At 49.7% G+C, this 21,350-nt stretch carries 16 protein-coding genes; 8 read left to right on the top strand and 8 right to left on the bottom strand.

Translation table 11 applies throughout. From position 1 onward, the window contains the following. The first annotated feature begins 235 nt into the window (after positions 1 to 235). The 3 genes from AB4876_RS16105 to AB4876_RS16115 all read left to right on the top strand — a co-directional run bounded on the left by AB4876_RS16105 (position 236) and on the right by AB4876_RS16115 (position 4,888). Entirely contained in the window at positions 236 to 1,729 is a 1,494-nt protein-coding gene (locus AB4876_RS16105) for a SulP family inorganic anion transporter (RefSeq protein WP_368382777.1), read from the top strand. Beyond that, positions 1,729 to 2,580 (top strand): universal stress protein, encoded by an 852-nt coding sequence (locus AB4876_RS16110; RefSeq protein WP_368382778.1) that lies wholly within the window; start codon positions 1,729 to 1,731, stop codon positions 2,578 to 2,580. Before AB4876_RS16105 ends, AB4876_RS16110 begins: the two co-directional genes overlap by 1 nt. Before the next feature lie 310 nt (positions 2,581 to 2,890). After that, on the top strand, positions 2,891 to 4,888 hold the full coding sequence (locus tag AB4876_RS16115; protein ID WP_368382779.1) for an acyltransferase family protein: 1,998 nt from the start codon (positions 2,891 to 2,893) through the stop codon (positions 4,886 to 4,888). Here the strand turns inward: AB4876_RS16115 and AB4876_RS16120 are convergent. After that, complete coding sequence (locus AB4876_RS16120; protein ID WP_368382780.1) at positions 4,868 to 6,847, bottom strand: acyltransferase family protein; 1,980 nt, start codon at positions 6,845 to 6,847, stop codon at positions 4,868 to 4,870. The genes AB4876_RS16115 and AB4876_RS16120 overlap by 21 nt on opposite strands. A gap of 352 nt (positions 6,848 to 7,199) precedes the next feature. Here AB4876_RS16120 and AB4876_RS16125 point away from each other — a divergent pair, with 352 nt between their 5' ends. Further along, positions 7,200 to 7,373, top strand: a complete 174-nt coding sequence (locus tag AB4876_RS16125) for a hypothetical protein (protein ID WP_368382781.1) — start codon at positions 7,200 to 7,202, stop codon at positions 7,371 to 7,373. Positions 7,374 to 7,435: 62 nt separating this feature from the next. On the opposite strand, the gene AB4876_RS16130 is transcribed toward AB4876_RS16125, so the two are convergent. Beyond that, positions 7,436 to 7,894: a MarR family winged helix-turn-helix transcriptional regulator gene (locus tag AB4876_RS16130; RefSeq protein WP_368382782.1), complete on the bottom strand. Its 459-nt coding sequence runs from the start codon at positions 7,892 to 7,894 to the stop codon at positions 7,436 to 7,438. Between the two features lie 104 nt (positions 7,895 to 7,998). Here AB4876_RS16130 and AB4876_RS16135 point away from each other — a divergent pair, with 104 nt between their 5' ends. Together AB4876_RS16135 and AB4876_RS16140 are read left to right on the top strand one after the other, a co-directional pair. Continuing rightward, entirely contained in the window at positions 7,999 to 8,466 is a 468-nt protein-coding gene (locus AB4876_RS16135) for a DUF1499 domain-containing protein (protein WP_368382783.1), read from the top strand. Positions 8,467 to 8,531: 65 nt separating this feature from the next. After that, positions 8,532 to 9,506 carry a zinc-dependent alcohol dehydrogenase family protein gene (locus AB4876_RS16140; RefSeq protein WP_368382784.1) on the top strand — a complete coding sequence of 325 codons (975 nt, stop codon included), beginning with the start codon at positions 8,532 to 8,534 and terminating at the stop codon, positions 9,504 to 9,506. 628 nt (positions 9,507 to 10,134) lie between these two features. Here AB4876_RS16140 and darG read toward each other — a convergent pair. The 6 genes from darG to hsdR form a co-directional block, all read right to left on the bottom strand. Next, positions 10,135 to 11,211: a type II toxin-antitoxin system antitoxin DNA ADP-ribosyl glycohydrolase DarG gene (darG, locus tag AB4876_RS16145; RefSeq protein WP_368382785.1), complete on the bottom strand. Its 1,077-nt coding sequence runs from the start codon at positions 11,209 to 11,211 to the stop codon at positions 10,135 to 10,137. A gap of 10 nt (positions 11,212 to 11,221) precedes the next feature. Then, positions 11,222 to 11,872 carry a type II toxin-antitoxin system toxin DNA ADP-ribosyl transferase DarT gene (darT, locus tag AB4876_RS16150; RefSeq protein WP_368382786.1) on the bottom strand — a complete coding sequence of 217 codons (651 nt, stop codon included), beginning with the start codon at positions 11,870 to 11,872 and terminating at the stop codon, positions 11,222 to 11,224. A 32-nt stretch (positions 11,873 to 11,904) separates the two neighbouring features. Beyond that, positions 11,905 to 13,335, bottom strand: coding sequence for a restriction endonuclease subunit S (locus tag AB4876_RS16155; RefSeq protein WP_368382787.1), 1,431 nt, complete (start codon positions 13,333 to 13,335; stop codon positions 11,905 to 11,907). Then, positions 13,335 to 14,951, bottom strand: coding sequence for a class I SAM-dependent DNA methyltransferase (locus AB4876_RS16160; protein ID WP_368382788.1), 1,617 nt, complete (start codon positions 14,949 to 14,951; stop codon positions 13,335 to 13,337). Before AB4876_RS16160 ends, AB4876_RS16155 begins: the two co-directional genes overlap by 1 nt. 10 nt (positions 14,952 to 14,961) lie before the next feature. Next, a complete protein-coding gene (locus AB4876_RS16165; RefSeq protein WP_301030440.1) occupies positions 14,962 to 16,035 on the bottom strand; it encodes a Fic family protein in 1,074 nt (357 codons plus the stop codon). 183 nt (positions 16,036 to 16,218) lie between these two features. Beyond that, on the bottom strand, positions 16,219 to 19,728 hold the full coding sequence (hsdR, locus tag AB4876_RS16170; RefSeq protein ID WP_368382789.1) for a type I restriction-modification system endonuclease: 3,510 nt from the start codon (positions 19,726 to 19,728) through the stop codon (positions 16,219 to 16,221). Positions 19,729 to 20,270: 542 nt separating this feature from the next. On the opposite strand from hsdR, the gene AB4876_RS16175 reads away from it, so the two are divergent. Continuing rightward, the gene (locus tag AB4876_RS16175; protein ID WP_368382790.1) at positions 20,271 to 20,786 is read left to right on the top strand and encodes a hypothetical protein; all 516 of its coding nucleotides are present in this window, start codon (positions 20,271 to 20,273) and stop codon (positions 20,784 to 20,786) included. Positions 20,787 to 20,828: 42 nt separating this feature from the next. Next, positions 20,829 to 21,311: a hypothetical protein gene (locus AB4876_RS16180; RefSeq protein WP_368382791.1), complete on the top strand. Its 483-nt coding sequence runs from the start codon at positions 20,829 to 20,831 to the stop codon at positions 21,309 to 21,311. Positions 21,312 to 21,350 lie beyond the last annotated feature (39 nt).

Genomic DNA, 21,350 nt, shown 5'->3' on the forward strand with positions numbered 1-21,350 from the left:
AAATCTGCTGTTTTTGCTCCCGCGTATGCAGAATGGAATGATGTTTTCGCATGCGCAGCTCCCGTTCATATACGCCATCGAGGCGTATTGCCTCGCTTGTTTGGCGTTCTCCCTTGCTAAAGTCGGCTTTCTATTGTGACTTTGACCCATATTGGAGTGGCATTAATCATACAGTGTATAATGCCGGTCCTTTACGCAAGGTTGCTTGTGCTCCCCTATAAATTTCAGGTTGATTATGCTTTTGTTATCGAAGAAAGAAGACTGGCTGGGTAATATCCGTGGGGATATTCTGGCGGGTTTGGTTGTTGCCCTTGCCCTCATTCCTGAGGCCATTGCCTTTTCTATTATTGCTGGTGTCGATCCAAAGGTCGGCCTTTACGCCTCTTTTTGTATTGCGGTGGTAACGGCAATTGTTGGCGGGCGCCCAGGTATGATCTCGGCGGCCACCGGTGCTATGGCGCTGTTGATGGTGACCTTGGTAAAAGAGCACGGGTTGCAGTATTTGCTGGCCGCGACTTTGTTAACTGGCGTTTTTCAGATCATCGCGGGCTACTTCAAGCTCGGTCAGCTAATGAGCTTTGTGTCGCGCTCGGTGGTTACCGGTTTTGTTAATGCCTTGGCGATCCTCATTTTTATGGCGCAATTGCCTGAACTGACCAATGTTACCTGGCATGTCTACGCGATGACGGCCGCGGGGCTTGGGGTGATTTATTTATTCCCGCTGTTGCCGGTGATTGGCAAGGTTATCCCTTCGCCGCTGGTTTGTATTCTGAGCTTGACCGCATTTAGCCTGTTGGTGGGGCTGGATATTCGCACCGTTGGCGATATGGGCGAGCTGCCAGACACTCTGCCCATTTTTCTGTGGCCAGAAGTGCCACTGAATATGGAAACCCTCGCTATTATCTTTCCATACTCAGCGGCCTTGGCAGTGGTTGGTTTATTAGAGTCGTTGATGACGGCAACGATTGTTGACGACCTAACCGATACTGGCAGTGATAAAAATCGCGAGTGTAAGGGGCAGGGTGTCGCCAATATATTTTCGGGTTTACTCGGCGGTATGGCCGGTTGCGCCATGATTGGTCAGTCGGTAATTAACGTAAAATCCGGTGGTCGCGGTCGCTTGTCAACCATGGTTGCTGGGGTAATGTTATTGACCATGGTGGTGTTTTTAAGCGATCTGGTGTCGATCATCCCAATGGCGGCACTGGTTGCTGTTATGATCATGGTGTCGATTGGTACTTTTAATTGGGGTTCAGTGACCAATTTAAAATCTAATCCACTGTCGAGTAATGTGGTCATGATTGCCACTGTTGCCGTGGTGGTCTGGACGCACAACCTAGCCTTTGGGGTATTTGTTGGTGTGTTGTTGGCAGCCTTGTTCTTTGCCAATAAAGTTAGCCACTTTATGTATGTAGACAGTCAGCTGGACGGTGATACTCAGGCGCGCCGCTATCGAGTAATTGGTCAGGTGTTCTTTAACTCAGCCGACAAATTTGTCGCCTTTTTCGACTTTAAAGAAGCTAACGAGAAAGTGATTATCGACCTCAGCCGCGCCCATTTTTGGGATGTTTCTGCAGTGGCGGCGCTTGATAAAGTAGTGTTGAAATTTCGCCGCGAAGGCGCAGACGTTGAGTTAATCGGCTTGAATGAGGCCAGCGAAACCATCGTCGACCGCTTTGGCGTTCACGATAAGCCGGAAGAAATCGAAAAAGTTCTCGGAGGGCACTAATGAATAATAATTACATACTAGGATGTATCGACGGCGCGAGCCTCACTACTGCGGTTTGCGACTACGCAGCTTGGCTGGCCGGTAAAACCGGTGCGCCGGTGAAACTGCTTCACAATCTCGAACATCGCCCGCAGGCGCCAATTGCCGATCTCAGTGGCAGTATTGGCCTTGGCAGCCAGGAAGAGTTGCTCGAGGAGCTGATTAAGGTCGAGCAGCATCGCAGCCGGCTGTTGATGGAAAAGGGCAAGTTAATGCTCGACGCCGCTAGTCAGCGGGTGGAGAGCAAGGGTGTAAGCGATATTGAGACATGGCAGCGCAATGGCAGCCTGCAAGAAACTTTAATCGAGCATGAACAAGATATTCGCGTGCTGGTGATGGGCGTGCGCGGCGAAGAGCACCGTGAGGGCCAACTTGGCGCACATCTCGAGACCGTTATTCGCTCGCTGCATAAGCCGGTACTGGTGGTAAATAAGGCCTTTGCTGCGCCGCAGCAAATCATGTTGGCCTACGATGGCCAAGAAGCTTCGCGCAAAGCTTTAGATATGGTGGTGTCTAGCCCCGCGCTGAGCGATATACACTGCCATCTGGTGTATGTGGGCGATGAGCAAAGTGCCGAGAGCATTCTGGCCGAGGCATCTGCAACGCTGACCCGCGGTGGCGTCGCGCACCAGCTCGTGCACCTGCCCAAGGGCCGCAGCGATGAGCAGTTGTGCCAATACCAAACTGAGCAAAATATTGATCTCACGGTGATGGGTGCATATAGCCATCACCCCTTGCGGGATATGTTGCTGGGCAGCCTTACCGCTAAAATGCTGCAAAAAACTCAACAACCACTGTTGTTATTGCGGTAGCTCGTCCTCAGGCTGAGTGCTGTCCGTCGATAGACGGGAGTCTCAGCTTGCCAATCACCCCCAGTTTTTTATGTCATAGTGGCGGCCGGTAACTAATCTACGGCCGCTAAGTGTGATGGGGTTCTCGTTTTGAGTTTGGTCTGGTTTTGTTTGTCTCCTATCATTGCGACTCGTGAATTTCCGTAACGTTTGAGCGCTATGACGAGCCAAGGAGCGGCCGAGAATAAGCATACAGAAGGTGCTGATGTCCTATCTTGATCTTCACTCAGGCATAACGCGTACACCATTAAAATAGAACTAGGAATCATCATTGCACTATCGAGCTGATATTGATGGCCTGCGAGCGCTTGCCGTTGTCCCTGTAATTCTTTATCACGCTGGCGTGGGTGTCTTTTCGGGTGGGTATATTGGCGTTGATGTGTTTTTTGTCATTAGCGGCTATCTGATTACCCATATGATTCTTAGTGATATGGATGAGGGAAGTTTTAGTCTCTCCGATTTTTATGAGCGTCGTGCGCGCCGTATTTTACCTGCGCTGTTTTTGGTTGTGTTTGCTTGTCTTTTGCCCGCTTGGTATTGGCTGGTGCCAATTGATATGAGCAGCTTTGCCGAGAGCTTAATAGCGGTTCCGAGCTTTCTGTCTAATATTCAGTTTTGGCTGGAGAGCGGTTACTTTGAGCGTAGTGCCGAGCTTAAACCACTGCTCCACACTTGGAGTTTGGGGGTAGAAGAACAGTACTACCTTTTGTTTCCTTTACTCATTCTGGGCTGCTGGCGGTTTGGTAAGCGGCGTTTGAATTTTATGCTAATTGCCTTGGCGGCAGTGAGCTTGCTGTTGTCGCGCTGGGCTGCTCATAAGGCGCCAGAAGCTAATTTTTACCTTCTGCCCACTCGGGCGTGGGAAATCTTCAGCGGCGCATTCATTGCATTTTATTACAGTCGCGGCGGTGTATTAAAAGTCTCATGGCGAGTGCGGCAGAGCTTGGGTGTGTTTGGTTTGTTTATGTTGTTGCTGGGCGTATTTATTTACGACCGCGACACTCGTTACCCTGGGTTTTATGCGCTATTGCCAGTGCTGGGTACCGTGCTGATTATCTTGTTTTCGGCGCCAAATACCTTGGTTTACGGGCTGCTTAGCTCCCGTCTATTTGTTGGTATGGGGCTGCTTAGTTACGGCGCCTATTTGTGGCATCAGCCCTTATTCGCTTTTGCTCGCTACTACTATATTTTCCAAGGCGAGCCACCCGCACTGCTGATGGCGCTACTGGTTCTGCTCTGCATTGTTTTGGCGTATCTCTCGCGGCGCTATATAGAGGAGCCATTTCGTAATAGAGCGAAGGTGAGTTCGCCGGTGTTTCGCCGTGCGGCAGTTTCGGCGGCGCTGGTCCTGATGGGCGCTGGCGCGCTGGGGGTGGCAGATAAGGGCAACGTCTTCCGCTTTGATCCTGATTTGTTGACTACCATTGAAGCGGCGCGCAATAGTCGCAGCCCCGCTGCGGAGCTGTGCCGCACTGATGCCGGCGAAGAATTTTATATTCCGCAAGCGGAATGCTGGTACGGCAGCGGCCAGAAAAAGGTATTGGTGTGGGGTGATAGCCATGTTGATAACACCGCGGCGCAATTGGCGGATTACCTGCCGCAAGCCAAAATTTATCATGCTGGCTACGCTTCGTGTCCGCCAATTAAAGGCATACACCGCGTCGATATTGATTATTCAGATTGTGCCGCCTACACCGACACCGTGTGGCAGTGGGCCAAAACCGAGGGTTTTGATGCAATAGTACTGAGCGCGCGTTGGCGGATATTCGCTGAGGCAAGTAAGTTTGACAATGGCGAGGGTGGAGTCGAAGACTTTGTTGTTAATTTCGTTCCCGATGGCCAATACGGCAATGAGGCGGAGCGCCGTGCTGGCGTTTTGGCGGCCTATAAAGCATCAATTGCCGCTTTGGCTGATGAGTTTGCTAATGTGCCGATATTTTTGGTGTATCAAATACCTGAGGCGGGTTCGGATGTGCCAGATCTCTATTTGCGCGCGGCAACACGTGCGCATGAGCCCCTGCTGCTAAGTACCGATTACGGTGTATACAAGGCTGCAAATCGCCGAACTAATGAGGCGCTAGGCAGTATTGATAAGGCCAATATTCAACGTATTCGCCCTGACGAAGTATTTTGTAATGCCGCGATAGCGGGGCGCTGCGTTGTGGCTCAGGGCGACTCATTATTCTATCTTGATGACGATCATCCCTCATACGATGGCGCCGCACTGCTTGCGAAGTATTTTGCCGAGCTAATCGGGCCTAGTCTTTAGTTCTCTAGAGGCAGTGAGTATGTCTATGTTACTTTGCTGAAACCACGTCGCAAATCTCCGCCCGTAGTACAGGCTGCCAAATAAGCTTAAATGATGGGAGTCGCGGTATAAGGTGTGGCCATCGCGCAGAATACTGCAATTGTCACCGCTGCAAAAAATGCTAGTTGGGTCATTAATCTTAACATTGGCAAAACGAGCGCCTAGTTCCGCGAGTCGGCGCCGATGCAGTGCTTGCCTAGTGATGGCTTCCTGCTTAGAAAACGCACATTCAGTTTTGCCTTTAATACAATCTAGTGGAAAGAAGGTGAGCTCTGGGATATCTACCATTACCACCACCTTGATTTTTAGCTGGTTTAGCAGCTCTAGGGTTTTGGCTAGCCCGCCATAAAAAGCATCCGCTCTGTTTAATTGTGGGTTTTTAATGTCAGTAATGATGCTGTCGCGAGGGTCGAATTTTCTTTGCACATGGTCTGCGGCTATAAATGTATCTAGCGGGTAGGCGTGGGCAAAAGACAGTACCACTAGCTCAAGCTGCTCCTGGCTTCTTATATAGTTAAAAATCTTCTGCAGGCGTTCGGTGCACACTGTTCCGTCGGCGGCCTTTAAATTTACACCGAGCAAAGGCGGGCAGCTAGAATTACCAATTAACTGCCATTGATATTGATCCATGGCCTTGGCAATACCATAAAATTTATCATCAGCGTGGCTGTCGCCAACAACAAGCGCCGTCGGGTGGTTGCTCGTACCATGGCAATAATCGAGGCTTGGCTTATTCTTACTTAGGGATTCTGGGCACTTCACATAACCTAGCCGGCTAGTGTTATAAGCTAGGTCTTTAAATAGGGCTTCGTTGCGTTTTTTTGCAAAGCCGTCGGATGTTATACCCATAACGCCAAAAATACATATGCCAGCTATGGCTGCGCTGGAGAGTGAAAAAATGGTGGCGCGGCGAATAATGGTTTTGAGTCGAAACGGTTGCTCAATATATCGCCACGACAGGTAGGCGAGTGCTAGCGTTACTCCAATTAAGGCCACGTAGCCGGTCGCATGTTGCACGGTGGTGGCGTGCCGATAAAAAGCGAAAACGGGCTGGTGCCAGAGGTAGAGGCTATAACTGATCAGCCCTATGCCGACAAGTAATCGCGTGCTTAGCAGCCGCGCGGCGTAGCTGCCTTTATTCCCGTAAATCAAAATTAAGACGACGCCCAATACCGGCACCAGTGCATAAACGCTGGGGAATGGCGTACTTTCATCAAAAACCAAAATAGAGAATAACAGGGCGGCCAAACCGAGGAAGGCTAAGCTATTGTTATTTTGAATGCCGCGGCGCTGAACAATAAATGCGCCGATTCCTCCAGCGAGCAACTCCCAAGCCCGCGTTGGCGCTAGATAAAAATTAGCTGTAGGGCTGTTTCGCCAGCCCCACTCGCTCAGCAGCAGACTTGCGCTGGCAAGCGTCACAACAAACCAGAATACGCGGGCCTTGCCAAACCGCCATGTTGACACCAAAAACAGCGGAAATAATACGTAATACTGTTCTTCTACGGCTAGGCTCCACGTGTGGAGAAGGGGCTTTAACTCATTGGCGGAATCAAAATAGCCGCTTCCCAGCCAAAACAATATATTCGAGCTGAAACTCGCCGTAGCCACTAAGCTCTGGCTAAAGTCTTTCATTTCTTGTGGGGGGAGCCATGCCCAAGCAAACGGAATGCAGCACAGCATGACTAAGAACAGAGCGGGCAATAGTCGTCGTGCGCGCCGCTCATAAAAACTAATAATACTAAATTTTTGCTGTTCTAGGTCTTCTATGAGGAGGGTGGTAATCAGATAGCCGCTAATAACAAAGAAAATATCCACGCCAACAAAACCGCCATTAAAAAACTCAAATCCGGCGTGGAATAAAATAATGGGGATGACTGCAACGGCGCGTAAGCCATCTATTTCTGCGCGATATTTCAAAATATTATTCCCTTAATAAAGCGCTTAGGTCGATTGCTGTGCGCTAAATCATCGCTTTTTTCTGATCATAGTAACGGCTTCATAATTGTACCTATGGCTGCTGGTTAGACGAATGAATTATTGTTTGGGGCGCGACGAATGTGCGCTAAGTCGCGTATTTTTATCGCTATGACACATTTATGTTAATTTGCAGTGTGAGCATGTCGGCGTGACTGGCTTGTTAGTGTGCGCTTGGTGAGCACTTGCCGTTGCCAGTTTTTTGCTCAAGAAGCGGCCGTTGTCACAATATTTGCTGGTACCGTTGATGCTGTGATTATCTGTATTTTGATGGATTTAAACGCCGGAATTTGTCGTGGCGTGTGCAATTAAAATTGCAGCGAAGGCCGCTGACTATTTGCAAGGGCAGGGTGGTGGCGAGCGCGCCTCATGTTGGGCGTTGGTTGATGGCTTGTCGGCTATGTCACAAATTGTTGGTTTTGTGATGCCACTCGTTGACAAAAAATCAGGTCGTCTTGCGGGCCTGTAGCGTGCAGCTTGGCTAGGTAAAGAGTGGCGGCTGTGTTTTGATTTTAGGCAAAGCAAATGAATTTACTCTGTTTCGCTTTCCGCTAGGTTGGTGTTAATTAGCGCATAGAGCTGCTCGGCAAGGGCTTTGAGTTGCTGGGCATCTTCGACGGGCATGTCTATTTTTCCACTGATATTGTCGGGAATCCGGCGCGCGCGGTCGGCTAGATCCTTACCCTGCTCGGTGAGCACAATTACTTTTTGTCGTGAGTCGGAGCTTGCTTTAACCATGGTCAACAGTTGCTTGCTTTCGAGGCGCTTAAGAATGGGGGTGAGGGTGCCTGCATCAAAGCGGGTGCGCTGTACAAGGCTTTTGATAATGACCTTATCTTCGTCCCAAAGGGCGAGCATCACCAAGTATTGGGCATAGGTTAGCCCCAGCTGATCGAGCAGCGGGCGGTATGCGCGAATCAACGCATTGGTGGCCGAGTACAGTGAGTGGCAAATTTGGTTTTTTAGCTTGAGGGCTGGAATATCGGTCAAGGCTGGTCTCCGAGGTTTAAAATATTTTGCGCGCAAAACATTGACAGGTCAATAATGGCCTGCCATTATTTTGCGCACAAAGTAATTTGGTGGCGGGAATAGATATGAAGGGTAAGGCAATGCAAATCGTCTTAAGCGCTATTGGTATTCTCGTTGTATTGTTTTTGGCGCGAGTGATTATTCAAGGCAATCAGGTTCCCGAATTGGGTGTGCAAGACGGTAAGTTAGCCGCCATTAGCAGTAAGCCCAATAATGTCTCTAGCCAAGTCGACGACCCAGCGAAGAAGGTGGCGCCGCTGCCATTCAAAGATTCCCAAGCAAGTACCCTGCGCGCCCTAAAGACGGCGGTGGCTAGCTACGGTGGTGGCAGCATTGTGGAGGAGTCGGACGATTATCTGTATGTGGTTTTTACCACGTCGTTGATGCGTTACCGCGACGATGTAGAATTTTGGCTTGATACCAAAAACCAGCAGGTGCATTTTCGCTCCTCCAGTCGCGCAGGCTATTCGGATCTAGGTTTGAACCGGGAGCGTTACAATAAATTGGCTGAGCTGTATCGCGAACAGCGCTAAACCTTCTTGCCGCCAAATTAAGGTATTAAAAAAAATTACATTTCCAAAAATCAAAGGAGTAAGTCATGTTAAAAGCACAGTACACCGAGCGCGGACCAATTCCCCAGCAGTCGATTTCTGCGGTTGAATTTGAAGCGCCTGCATTAGCCGAAGATGAAGCGCTGGTAGAATTGATCGCCTCGCCAATTAACCCTTCAGACGTGCTTACTCTCACCGGCGAATACGGCATATTGCCACCCTTACCGGCTATTGGTGGCAACGAGGGTGTGGGTAAAATAGTTAAACTTGGTGGCAAGGGCCCCGCTATTGGCCAAACCGTAATGCTGCCTGTTGGCATAGGCACGTGGGCCACTCACATGGTGTGCAAAACCTCGCAGCTTATTCCTGTACCAAACGAGGCCGACGCCAAGCAGCTGGCAATGATGACCATTAACCCGCCAACTGCACTGCTCATGCTAGAAGAATTTGTAGACCTACAGCCCGGCGACTGGGTTATTCAAAATGCCGCTAACTCGGGTGTAGGCAGTTACTTGGTGCAATTAGCAAAAATTAAAGGCCTTAAAACAATCAACGTGGTTCGCCGCGAATCTGCAGTGGAAGGCGTAAAAGCACTGGGCGGCGATGTGGTGCTGGTAGACGGCCCAGGTCTCGCTAAAGAGGTTGCTAAAATTACCGGCGATAACAAACCGAAACTGGCAATTGATGCCATTGGTGGCGCCGCGACAGATCGCATTGGGGCCTGTCTTGCGGTGAGTGGTACCTTGGTGAACTACGGATTGATGAGCGGTGAGCCCTGCCATTTGTCAGCAAAATCTTTGGTGTTTGGCGATGTTACGCTCAAAGGCTTCTGGCTTGCCCGCTGGTTCCGCACGGCTACACCTGAACAGCAAATGGCGGTATTTGGTAAAATCACGAAATACATTATTGATGGTACGCTAAAATCGAAAATTCATGCCGAATACCCTGTAAGTGAGATCAAACAAGCGGTTGCAGCGGCGGCCGAGGGTGGCCGCGACGGGAAAATCTTAGTAGTCGGCTGAGGTATTAAAATTAGGGGGTGAATAATTTAAAGGCGAGCTGGGCGCAGTTCGCCTTTTTTTAATTATTATCTGATTTTTTGTCTGCTGATCAATAAGCTAGTCGGTTGACTAAGTTGTCATGCTTACATATTTGCAAAGTACATCCGGCTAAGTCTGTGGCGCAATCGAAATACCTTCGTTGCGATCCAGGTGGTTAGCGCCAGTGTTTAGCTATTTGGTGTGGTATCGGTGATGGCTGTTTGGGATGTTTCGGCTAGCTCAAATCAATTTATACCCCCACTTTAAGCCGACTATGATCCGTCCAGCTTAAAATCAGTAACATAAATATCGCACGATAACATCGCTCACTTTTTTGTGTTTCTTTATTGCTAATAATCTGTTTTTAAAGGGATATTTTGGTAATCATCTTTTGTGTGGCTCCAATGTGCAGGCAATAAAAAACCCCAAGTCTTGCGGCTTGGGGTTTGATACTTGGTGGGCCGGCGTCACTTTAATAGCCGTATTAACGCACTGATATTAAAAGGTTTTAAGTTTAAGAGATTAATTTGTGCCCCCATAAGTGCCCCCATAAGTGCCCCCATAAGTGCCCCCAAATTAATTTACTGCAGGCATTTTTGGAATGAATTTATTAGTGGCTCACTAACGAGGGTGTCTGGGTTAAGCGATCTAGTGCGAGCTCAAGTTTGGGCAAGTTGAATATCTTTTGTTTGCGCTTCGCCCACGGCTCACCTGCAGGCCAGTGTTTAACCCCGTCCCAAATAGAATCGACGTTTGGGGCGGCGTGTTCGTGTGTGAGCAGCCAGTCAACGGTAGACAGTAGCTCCATGCCAAAGGGTGATTCAAAGCCGTCGATGAGTTTGGAGGTCTTCTCGAGTGCACTGAGATAGGCCTTGCCTTCGGTTTTAAGGTAAGTCTGAACGACCTCTTTTTTGGCGTCGTTAAACCATATCGAATCAAGAGGGTCACAATCGCTGATTCGCTTCTCGCTTTTTAGGTAGCTGCCATCCAATGCGTCTAATAAATGACGCAGCCGGTCAGCGTAGGGGCCGTAGTAATGTGCCTCAAACTTGAGGTCTAGCGGGTTATCGAGCCCTTCAGATTCAATGGCGCGCTCTAAGAACCACGCCAGCTTCTGGATTTCCATTAAGCTGCATTCCATGCCTAGCACCCAGTAACGACGTACCAATTCCGCAATTAAGGCTCGCGCAGGTGTAAGTGTTTCCACGCCTTTGCTCTTGGCTACATTCTGGTAGCGTGCGCTTGGTTCATAAACGATAACGTTCACGTCTAAGTCGCCAAGAGCTTGATCTATGTGCGGTTTTACATGCGCCCAGTTTAAACCGCCATTGCCAGCGCCAAGGGGCGGGACGGCTATGGAGCGCACTCCGTGTTCGGTTATGAAGTTACGTAAGTCTGCTAAACCGTCGACAATCCACTGTAATTGCGACTTGGCTCGCCAATGTTGTTTGGTGGGAAAGTTGATAATCCACTTCGGCCCCATTAGCTCATTGGTTTCGGTGACAAACACTTTGCCAACCTGAACTTCCTTAGCTTTGCAGGCTGTGGCATAGGCAGCCATATTCGCGGGGAAGCGTTCTTTAAACATCAGGGCTATGCCCTTACCCATAACGCCAACAGTATTCACGGTGTTTACCAGCGCGTCGACGTCTGCATCCAGCAAATTGCCTGTTGTGTAGGTGATCATGACTAATCTCTCAAAAATACCAATTTGGTAAACAGTGTACTTGTAGCGATACGCCAGCAGCCTTGGCCTGCGCTTGTAAGTCTAGCTGTACCTGTGGCGTATAGCATACCGCACCAAGCAGCGCTTGTATTGGTAGGTGTTGATGAATAAGTGCCTCCGCCTGATAGCGTTCTATTTGCTCTGGGTCATCAGGGTTCCGTTTAAAATTACGGACTTGTAGTAGCGGCCAGTCGATTTCAGGTAGCGAGGCTAAGTTATTGAAATATTGAGCTGTTACTGGGTAAGCGTGGCGATCTGTAAAAACAAAGGGCAGCCCCATGGCCGATATTTTGTGAAGATCTGAAACGAGAATGACAATGTCTGGGTTTGCCACCGACCGCACGTCACCGCGCCCTGTGTGAATGTTATACATCATTGGTGAGAAGGGCGTGAAATAAAAAGGTACATAGTCGTTCAACACGCCGCCGGGTGGCAAAGGCACGCTTCTATGCGCTCGGCGGCCTATTAGGTCTTCATTGCCAATGGTCACCCAGTCGTCGAAGTGGGGCGCGCTGTTTCCCGCGTACAGGCCATTGGCCAGTATCCACGGGATGTTCTGGCGATGTGTTATACGCCAGATTAGTGCTTTATCCGCATTTAGGTTCGGGTAATGGCTGGTCATTATTTCACTCGGCTCGCTTCGGTTGTCATAGCTTAACCTTGGTTTGCTGTTTTTTTTGCCTTTCTTGGGGGTGTAGCTGCAGCCCGCTCGGCCTTGATGCGTTCCAGCAGGGCGGCGGCGCTATTGTCGCCGCTGATGAGTTCGGGGTTGTCTTTGCGCCATTGCTCGGTGAGTTCGCCTCTAAAGGCTTTGGCGAGTATCGACTGGGTGAGCTGGTTAACGCGGGTTTGAGCGTTTTTGACTTGCTGCTCGAGTTGGTCGGCGTAGGTGAAGAGTTTTTCTACGCGGCGGACTATTTCGGTTTGTTCTTCGAGGTTGGGTATAGATACAGGATAAGAAAGTATCTGTTTCCCGCTTATGTGTGGAATATCACTGCCAGTTTGATTGGGTATCAAGTAATTGGAGAACGATGGATCTTCCAGAATTAACATTAGAAAATTGGCGTTTAGTCCTCGGAAGTTTTTAAATCGTGCAACCCGTTGCACAAGTAGGCATGGCAAGTCTTCAGGCTTTACGCGGGCTAGTTTTAGACCGGCTGCAACTATGGGGCGATCCATGGCTAGAATAATGTCACCTGCGATTAATCGCAGGTGTTCAAAGGCGCCGACTTTCTCCTCAGGGAAAAACTTGGTTTCTTTCCATCGCAGCGCGCCGGGTTCGATGTTTTGTCCGCGTAGAAGTCGAATTCCAGTTTCTGTAAATTCTTTACTTTTAAATGCATGGCCTATGTCAATATCAGTAAAGTGGGCTAAGGTAGCTACATCTCTTTTGTACTCGACTGCGCCGCGCCACTCCTTAGTCAACTTCCCGCTCACCGCCGCAGCGAGTACGGATTGGCGGAAGCGTTTGAGGGTGGCGGGGATGGCGTCGAGGCGGGCTTTTAGGGTGTCGACCTGAGCCAGTAGTTCGTCGAGTTTGTCGGCGATGATTTTTTGTTCGGCTAGGGGGGGAAGTGAAATTTCGTGCTCTTTTATTAAAGTTTGCGAAATATTTGGCTGTGCCCCACCTTTACTTTTTGCGATAAAAGCTTTTTTTTCATTCTTAAGGAAATAGTAAAGAAATAGGCTTGTTGTAATGCCATTGATTGGATTGCCAACCGCACAGGCTTGGTTTGTCGTCGCGTCTATCCCAAGAATTGATGTCTTACCGATAGTTGCACCATACATTGCAATGGCGACAGAACCTTTGGGGAAGTGTTTTGCACTGGACTTTGCCACCGCAAGTTCTGTAATGAATTCACTACTTTCTCTAATGATTTTAGGGCCGAGGTCGCCGGTTTTTATCCAAGGAATATTGCCGCCGTAGAAAGCGCTGTTGCTACGAGAAGGTGTGCCGCCTGATCCCCAGTTCGCGATTTCACCAAGCGTTGATGTTGGCCAAAAGGTAGTTTGTTCTGGATTCCCGCCTTCGCGGGGATGACCGCTGGGGGGCGCCACTTTTGCATTGCTGTCGGGATTACTCATTAGACCGACTCACTCCCAACACCCAATACATCTTGCAAAAGCTGCTTCTGAGCGTCTGCCTCATCTCCTGCGCCCAATGCCCGCATTAATCCATCCATTTCCCGCAGTGCTTCGGTGAGTTCCGACATGGCTTCTGCTGCCAGTGCTTCTGGCTCGGGCAGATTGGCGGCATCGACGCTGTCTTTGTCTTTTAGCCAGCTTATGTCGAGTGAGTCGCCTTTGGTGTCGCGTATCCAGTCGCGGCTGAATACCCGCCAGCGGCTTTTGGCAAGGTCATCGTTTTCTGCAGCTCCTTCAACGACGTCAGCCTCTTTGGCGTTCCAGCTCCATTCGCCCTCGCTGCGTTTGGAGGTGCCATCGGCTTTTTTGCCAAACACTTTCTCAAAGGGTTTTAGGTGTTCTTCGGTAAAGGGCGTGCGTTTGCCAAAGCTGGGCATATTGGTGCGCAGGTCGTAAACCCATACGTTAGTGGTGCAGTTTTCGTCTTGGAGTTTGTTCTTAGGGTGGCCTTTAGTAAAAAACAGTACGTTGGTTTTAACGCCTTGGGCGTAAAAAATGCCGGTGGGTAGGCGCAGTATGGTGTGCAGATTGCACTTGTTCATTAGGTCGCGGCGCACCTCGTTGCCCACGCCGGCTTCAAACAAAACATTGTCTGGTAAGACCACCGCGGCGCGGCCACCGGGTTTTAAATTGCGATAAATGTGCTGCAAAAATGCCAGCTGTTTATTGCTGGTTTTATAGGTGAGGTCGTCGCGAGTGATGCTGGCATCGCCGCCCTTGGAGGTGCCAAAAGGCGGGTTGGCTAAAATAATGTTGGCCTTGGCGAGATTGGCGCCGACCATACCCAGCGCGTTGCCAAGGTGAACCACGCCTTCGTCGTCGCCTTCCATGCCGTGCAGCAGGCAGTTCATTAAGGCCATGCGGCGGGTGCTGGGCACCAGCTCTACACCGAGAAAGGCTTTGTTGCGTTGAAATTTTTGATCTTTTGCTGGCAGGTTAAATAGGTCGTCGGTGTGCTGTTTAATATAGGCGTCGGCGGCAATTAAAAAACCGGCGGTTCCCGCCGCGGGGTCTTGCACGGTTTCACCGGCTTGGGGCTGAATGCAGCGCACCATGCTATTGATGAGGGCGCGCGGAGTAAAGTATTGGCCTGCGCCAGATTTGGTTTCGCTGGCGTTTTTTTCAAGCAAGCCTTCGTATAAATCGCCCAAGCCATCTTGCTGGGCGCTATACCAGTCGATTTGGTCTAGGGCTTTTACCAGCTGCTCTAGGTGACGCGGCTCGCGCAGTCGGGTTTGAGCGTCGGCGTATACCGCAGAAATTAATAGGTCGTTGTGGACTTGCTTGCCGTTCGCGTCTTTGCCGGAAGACAGCGCCAGCAGTATGCGCTTGTAGTCGTCGAGTAAATTTAAACCCGATTTGCTGTTGAGGTCGGTCCAGCGACAGCCTTCGGGCAGAATGTGAGTTTTGAGCAAGTCAGACTCGGTGTTCTCGTGCACCATTTTCATAAACAGCAGCATCACCAGCTCGGTTACGTAGTCGCTGTAGTTAATGCCGTCGTCGCGGAGTACGTCGCAGAGATTCCAGAGTTTTTGAACAATGTCGTTGTTGGTCATTTACTAGGCCTTAATTGAGAAACAGTGAAACCAGTGCATGGTTAATGTAGTAATTGCTGCGGCCAATTTTTTCTTTGCGAAGTAGGCCAAGTTCCACGAGTTGTTCTAGGTATTTGCTTGCCGTGAGTCTGGTGATTTGCAGGTCGTCCATCATAAATTCGATTTTGGTATAGGGGTGATTGAATAAGTTGTTTAGTAGCTCTTGGCGGTAAATTTTGGGCAGTTCTGTGCGTATTGTGTTTTTGAATTGTGCCATTAGTTGCTTGATTTCGTTCACCAGCCGAATGGTGGTTTGGGCGGTTTGTGACACGCCTTCTAGCATGTAGAGTAGCCACGGCTCCCAATTGTTGTCGTCGCGCACGGCTTGCAGCTCGCGGTAATAGGCGCTTTTGTCTTGAATGATGTAGCGGCTCAAGTACAACACCGGCAGGTCTAACAGCCCCTTGGCCACGAGGTAGAGAATATTAATGATGCGGCCAGTGCGGCCATTGCCGTCGTAAAAGGGGTGAATGCTTTCAAACTGGTGGTGAATGATGGCCATTTTAATTAGCGGGTCGGCATCGCAGAGCTCGTCATCGTTAATGTAGTCGAGCAGGTTGCTCACTAGCCTTTCTACGTCGTTAGGGTCTTGTGGTGGTGTGTAGACGACCTCGCCAGTGAGGGCATTTTTGAGAACAGTGCCCGGCAGGCGCCTAAGTCCGGCGCGGTTCTTCTCGATAATTTCTTGAGTGTCTAAAACGTCGGCCAGTCGGATAATCCCTTTGCCGCGAATACTGCTAAATCCCGCCCTTAGCGCGATAGCGTAATCTTGGACTTCTTTAGCGGCGGGGTTGGTGATGCCCTCATTAAAGAGTGTCGCTTTGAATAGCTCGTCTTGGGTGGTGACAATGTTTTCTATTGCGGAGCTGTCCTTTGCCTCTTGAAGGGTGAGGGTATTAATAAGAATGGCTTCGTTTGGGATGCTTGCCGCAACACCTTTAAGTTCCGCAAGGTAGCGATGGGCTTCCGCGCATTTTTTAAGCACATTGCGGGTTTCCAGCTGCGGCATGTCAGGAAAGGGTAGCGGGGCAATTATCGTTGTCATTGGCAGTCATTATATATGTATAGAATTTTGGATAGTTTATACATATGGAACGTGACATGTATAGAAAGTGTAAAAATTTATGCATGTTTTCTCGTCATGCTTAAAAAATCGCAAAAAATGTACACGTTCTGTCGACGTGCATAAAAAATTGCGTTTTCTATACATATGCTGCATTGCTGTGGATTAAGACGCCGCCCACAGCGCGTCGTTAATGGCGTCGAGTACGGTATCGAGCTGATTATCGAGCACTTTGTCGAATTGCTTGGCGCCGCCTTCAAACGCGGGAATCTGGTTAATGGTGTCGCGGTCGATAATAACTTCGTGGGTGAGCTGTTTGCCAAGCCGAGTTAGCCATTTACGCTGATTGGCTGTCCAGTTGTGCTGGCTAAGAATTTTTTGCACTGCGTTTTGTACCCGCTGCTCAAAAGGGATCATGGCCTCGCCGATGGCGGCGCGGCGAATGTGGCCAATAATGCTGGCGGCAATGTCTTGGTTGGTTTGCTGCCGCCATGCCGATTGCAGGCTGGGTTCGGTATAGCCGTTATTGTCTAAGAGCAGGCGAACGTCTTTGAGTTGCTGGCGGGTTAGGTCGCGGGGCCGGTTAACCACCGCGCTGAGGGCGGCCGAGTCGTTGAGCTGCTGGCGAACAAATTGATTGAAGCTGTCGAGGTAGTCTTGGGGTTTGTCGTAAACCCCGTAGTTTTGCTCCCGCACTAGCAGCTCGTCTTCGTGCTCTGATATTACTGGCATGCGCTCGCTGCCCATAATCGCTTTTACTTGGGCGAGCTGGTCTATAAAGCCACTGTGCTGATTAAGAAAGGCGGCAGCTTGTTTGGGGCCGAGGCTGTGCAGATGTTGGTGGAGTTTGGCGGGTTCAATCCCCCAGCTGTATTGCAGCTCATCTAGCTTTTGGCGCAGCTGTGGCTTGGTCTCGGCTTTCTTTTCGGCTTTGCGCAGCACTTGCATCACTTTTTGGCCGAGCTGGCTCAAAACGGTGTCGGCGTGACTGCTGTCGTGTGCTTCGCCGGGGGCGTTCAGGCTTTGTTCTAGTTTGTCTGGGTCGGTCAGCTCGTCGCAGAGTTGTTCGAGGGTGATGTTGGGGTTGCGCACTAGCGGCTTCATGGTGGAAACCTCCTGTAGCGCTGCATAGATACCAACGGGATCGTATATGCGGAACACGGTTTTGCCAATGTCGTCGCAGCGGCGAGTAGCGCGGCCCACCATTTGCTCGTAAAGAATGCGTGAGCGCACTCGGCGCATAAATACCAAGTGGGCGATTGTAGGAACGTCGATGCCGGTGGTCAGTAAATCGACGGTTATCGCGATATTGGGGTAGCGCTCGTTTTTGTAGCGGCGAATGAGCTGGTCAACTTTGTCGCTTTGGCCGGTAATTTTGGCGACGGCGGCTTGGGGGTAGTCGCCGTTGTACATATCAACAAAGGCCTCACCCAGCAGCCGTTTGACCATGTCGGCATGAAGGTCGGTGGCGCAGAAGATTAGGGTCTTTTCATCGCCAAAGGGGTCTAGCTCTTGCACCAGCTGTTGGCAGATGACGTTGTTGAAGTTCTCGCTGATCACGCCGCGATTAAAGGCGTCGACCTCAAATCCTAGGTCGTCTTCTAATTCAGAGGCTTCTACTTCGCCGGTGGCGGTGTTGATTGCGCTGACGGTGTCGCCTTTTTCAAACTTAATGCCGTTCTGGCTGAGTAAGGTTTCGTAGCGAATCGGCGGTTCGTGGTCGATTAGCCAGTCGTCGGCGACGGCTTCGCGGTAGGAGTAGGTGTAGACCGGTTTGCCGAAAATGTCGCTGGTGTGTTTGGCGGGGGTGGCCGTGAGTCCGACCTTGATAGCATCGAAGTAATCTAATACGCGGCGGTAGCTAGACAGGTATTGGCTGGTGTCGCGCAGCGCGAGTTCACCTTCGGTCATCTCCTGGTCGAGGGTATAGCCGCGATGGGCTTCGTCAATGATGATGCAGTCGAACTGGTCAACCGGTGGAGGGGTGTCGGACATAAATATCCGTTTCACCATCGCTTGCACCGTGGCCACCTGAATGCGGGTCTCGGCCTCGGCGGCCATGTCACCGAGTTCTTTTATATTGTAGATTTTGCTGAGGGGTTGATTCTGTTCCAGCGGCGCTTCATTGAATGCGTCGATAGCTTGCTGACCAAGGGCGCTACGGTCGACTAAGAACAGAATACGTTTGAAGCGCTCTGCTTTGAGAAAACGGTACATCAAACCGATGATGGTGTGGGTTTTACCGGTGCCGGTGGCCATCGCCAGCAGGCATTCGCGCTGATCGCGTTCTAGGGCGGATTCAACAGCGACAATGGCCTTTTCTTGGTAGTCGCGTAATTTTAAGTAGGTGAAGCCTTCGTTTTGCAATATTTGCTGGGCTTTGTCCTTGTCTCTAGCGAGTAAGTCTAATAGGCCTGAGGGGCTGTGGAAGCTTTGCAGTGCGCGGCTAAGATTGCTGGTTTCTCGTACATCGCGAAACCATGTGCCGGACTGTTCTTTCAGTTGTTTGATGTATTCGCGGCCATTGCAGGAGTACACAAAGGGGATTTGATAATGGCCGTCGCTTTCGTCTGGCCACGCGATTGTGCGACCAGCGAGTTGCCATGCTGGTGTTACCGAGGCATCGGGTTTAAAGCCTTTGGCATAGCGCTCGGCTTGGGGAATCATGCCCGCGACGTTTTTGTTTTCTCGTTTGGCTTCCACTACCGCGATGGGCGTCAATCCAACAAACAAGATGTAGTCTGCTGGGCCAGTTGCGGTTGGCCATTCAGCGATGGCTTTGTTCTTGCCTTTCTCAGGTCGAGCTCCTGATTTATATGTTAGCTCTTGAGTGTCTGCCTTCCAGCCTGCATCGATCAGCAGTTGGTCGATAAGCACGCGGGTGAGTTCTTCATCCAACACCAGTGTTTTGCTGGCAGATTGGGTTTTGTTGAGAACTGACTGACGCTGTTTTTCTATTGGTGCGGTGTTGGTGGCGAGCTGTTCTTTTAGTGCGGTGATCTGCGCTTCAAACTTTGTTCTTTGCGCGGCAAGCGCCTGTTCCGCTGCCTCGGCCTGCTGCTTAAAGTGCTGGGCCTCTTCGTCCATCAGTTCGGCAAGCTGCTGGTATTCGGTCTTCTCCTGCTCTAGCAGGGCATCACGTTGCTGTTCGACATCATGCTGACCCGCTTTGCTGCTTAGTTCAGCATTGAGCTGATCGATGTGTATTTGCAGCTCACGGAGCTTCAGGCTTGGGTCTTGTGGCGCGATAAAAGCCCCAGCTTTAAATGCGCTGCCTTGCTTGCCAAAGGACTTGTGATACCAAATGGCGAGCTGCCGAGCGACCTTCAAGCCCTGCATCGCTTCTCGGTGCTGGGTTTGAAACTGGTGGGTGGCCTTGTTGCCCTCGATGCGCAACACATGGAAGAGGTTGCGTACATCGGGCTCTAGGCTAATGTCGCGATTCAAACGAAATAACAGATTGGCTTGACTGGTGGTGTCGTCAAAGTCGATACCGGCACGCAGAGACACGTCTTGGGCAAGGGCTTCGCCAAACTGACGTAGTTTAATCAGGGTGGTGTTTGGGTCAGCATAGAAGGCATTTTCAGCAGTGGCGGCAAGCTGAATTAGGATGGGGTCGTGTTCGCTAAGAAAGGCGAAGTTGCTGCTCTGTGGCGCGTCTGCTGCTATTGCCATTATTCCCTCAGTACGGGTATTTATGCTTACTTCCGTGTTCTGGCCTCGACTATAGGCGAATCCCTTTACTGGAACAAATATTTACGAGACCTTGTGAGCACTGTACTGACATCTTGGTGACGTGATAGTCGGTAGCGAGGTTTTTGCGATCTGTGCTTTTTGCAAAACAAGAAAGTTTGAGGCAAGTTACTTTTGATATATTTCTATTTTAAAAAGGGCAATAAAAAACCCCAAGTCTTGCGACTTGGGGTTTGATACTTGGTGGGCCGGCGTCACTTTAATAGGCTAATTAAAACATTGAATTTTAACAGTATATTTATTTTTGTATTTAAATGTACCCCCAAATATACCCCCTGTACATCAGCGCGAGGGGCAGGGCAGGGGGTGATATCAATAGCCCCAGACAACATAAATTAAGTTAGTATAATTACCCTGTTGTAGGAATTATGCTTACCATCCTCAAAAGCTGAGCATTGGAATACGGGTATAAGATAGATTAGAACTCTTTAAAACCAAATGGATATGGAGATAAAGAAATACAAATGAGCTCACCTTATCGAAGTAATATGGAATATGCTCGATCTCTCCAAGAGAAGTACGAGTATTATCAGGTCGGTTTAAATTTCACTCTGCTAGGCTTATCGATCCAGACGGCACAATTTGGTGAGCATAAAATACCAATTCTTTTTGAGCTATCCGGCTGGAGTTGCCTATTGGTCGCTGGTGTAATTGCGCTTCTTCGGTTTCGAATGCAGCCGGTTGGTCATAAAAATGCAGCCTTATTGCAACGGAATCGCTCAATGTTGCAAAGTTTTAAAGAAAGAGCGCAGGGCGGAAGTCGAGAGGTTTTGTTGTCAGACACCGAAGAATTAATTTCGATCGATCAAGCAATTATAAAAATCGAAGAATCAATTTCTAAAAATGAGCCGATAATTCAAGATTTGGAAAGCACCTTAATACTGCAAGCTCGCTGGCACACATCGTTGTTTATTGGCGGCTTTATATTTGTTTTTCTTGCAAGGGGTTATGAGCCAGCAATTAGGCTGTTCGCAAGTTAAACGACTAATTCGAAGCAGGTGATACAAACAGGGGCGGCGATTGTGAAAGAAAAAATTGCGATAGGGATAGGTATTGTCTCTTTTGGATTCATCGATTATGGATTAGGCCTTCTTGCAGATATTCTAGGCTTACCTAGGTATTTTGATCTTGGCGACGGCGCGATAGTGACAAGAGGTTCGGGCCGCTATTCGTACGATCAAGAGACCATAGGCGGAAGTACCGATATTAGCTATTATTTTCTATTTGTTAGTGCAATGTTTGCTTGGAGGGTTTACCACTGGGCTCTCTCAGGGAAAATTCGTGGCAACATACCATTAGAAAGTCGTATCACGTGGTCGTTTTGGTTTTTTGGCATGACTGCCTACATTGTTGTGACAACTCCAATATGGAAAATAGATATGCCGAGCATAGTGCAAAGACTAGTTGTATTGATCTGTGCTGGAGGAATAGCATGGGTCGCATATAATAAGCATGGTAAGGTTATGATGAATATACGGAGCTCTGACGGCAATGATGCCAAATAATAATTAACCATATTGAGGCTCTCCATTCGTCACGAGTAG

The sequence above is a fragment of the Zhongshania guokunii genome, from assembly GCF_040892635.1.
Lineage (GTDB): Bacteria > Pseudomonadota > Gammaproteobacteria > Pseudomonadales > Spongiibacteraceae > Spongiibacter > Spongiibacter guokunii.

Excerpts from the sequence above, each read along its gene's own strand:
- AB4876_RS16105 (WP_368382777.1), top strand. The coding sequence starts at position 236 with ATGCTTTTGTTATCGAAGAAAGAAGACTGGCTGGGTAATATCCGTGGG.
- AB4876_RS16110 (WP_368382778.1), top strand. The coding sequence starts at position 1,729 with ATGAATAATAATTACATACTAGGATGTATCGACGGCGCGAGCCTCACT.
- AB4876_RS16135 (WP_368382783.1), top strand. The coding sequence starts at position 7,999 with ATGAAGGGTAAGGCAATGCAAATCGTCTTAAGCGCTATTGGTATTCTC.
- AB4876_RS16140 (WP_368382784.1), top strand. The coding sequence starts at position 8,532 with ATGTTAAAAGCACAGTACACCGAGCGCGGACCAATTCCCCAGCAGTCG.
- darG (WP_368382785.1), bottom strand. The coding sequence starts at position 11,211 with ATGATCACCTACACAACAGGCAATTTGCTGGATGCAGACGTCGACGCG.
- darT (WP_368382786.1), bottom strand. The coding sequence starts at position 11,872 with ATGACCAGCCATTACCCGAACCTAAATGCGGATAAAGCACTAATCTGG.
- AB4876_RS16155 (WP_368382787.1), bottom strand. The coding sequence starts at position 13,335 with ATGAGTAATCCCGACAGCAATGCAAAAGTGGCGCCCCCCAGCGGTCAT.
- AB4876_RS16160 (WP_368382788.1), bottom strand. The coding sequence starts at position 14,951 with ATGACCAACAACGACATTGTTCAAAAACTCTGGAATCTCTGCGACGTA.
- AB4876_RS16165 (WP_301030440.1), bottom strand. The coding sequence starts at position 16,035 with ATGACAACGATAATTGCCCCGCTACCCTTTCCTGACATGCCGCAGCTG.
- hsdR (WP_368382789.1), bottom strand. The coding sequence starts at position 19,728 with ATGGCAATAGCAGCAGACGCGCCACAGAGCAGCAACTTCGCCTTTCTT.
- AB4876_RS16175 (WP_368382790.1), top strand. The coding sequence starts at position 20,271 with ATGAGCTCACCTTATCGAAGTAATATGGAATATGCTCGATCTCTCCAA.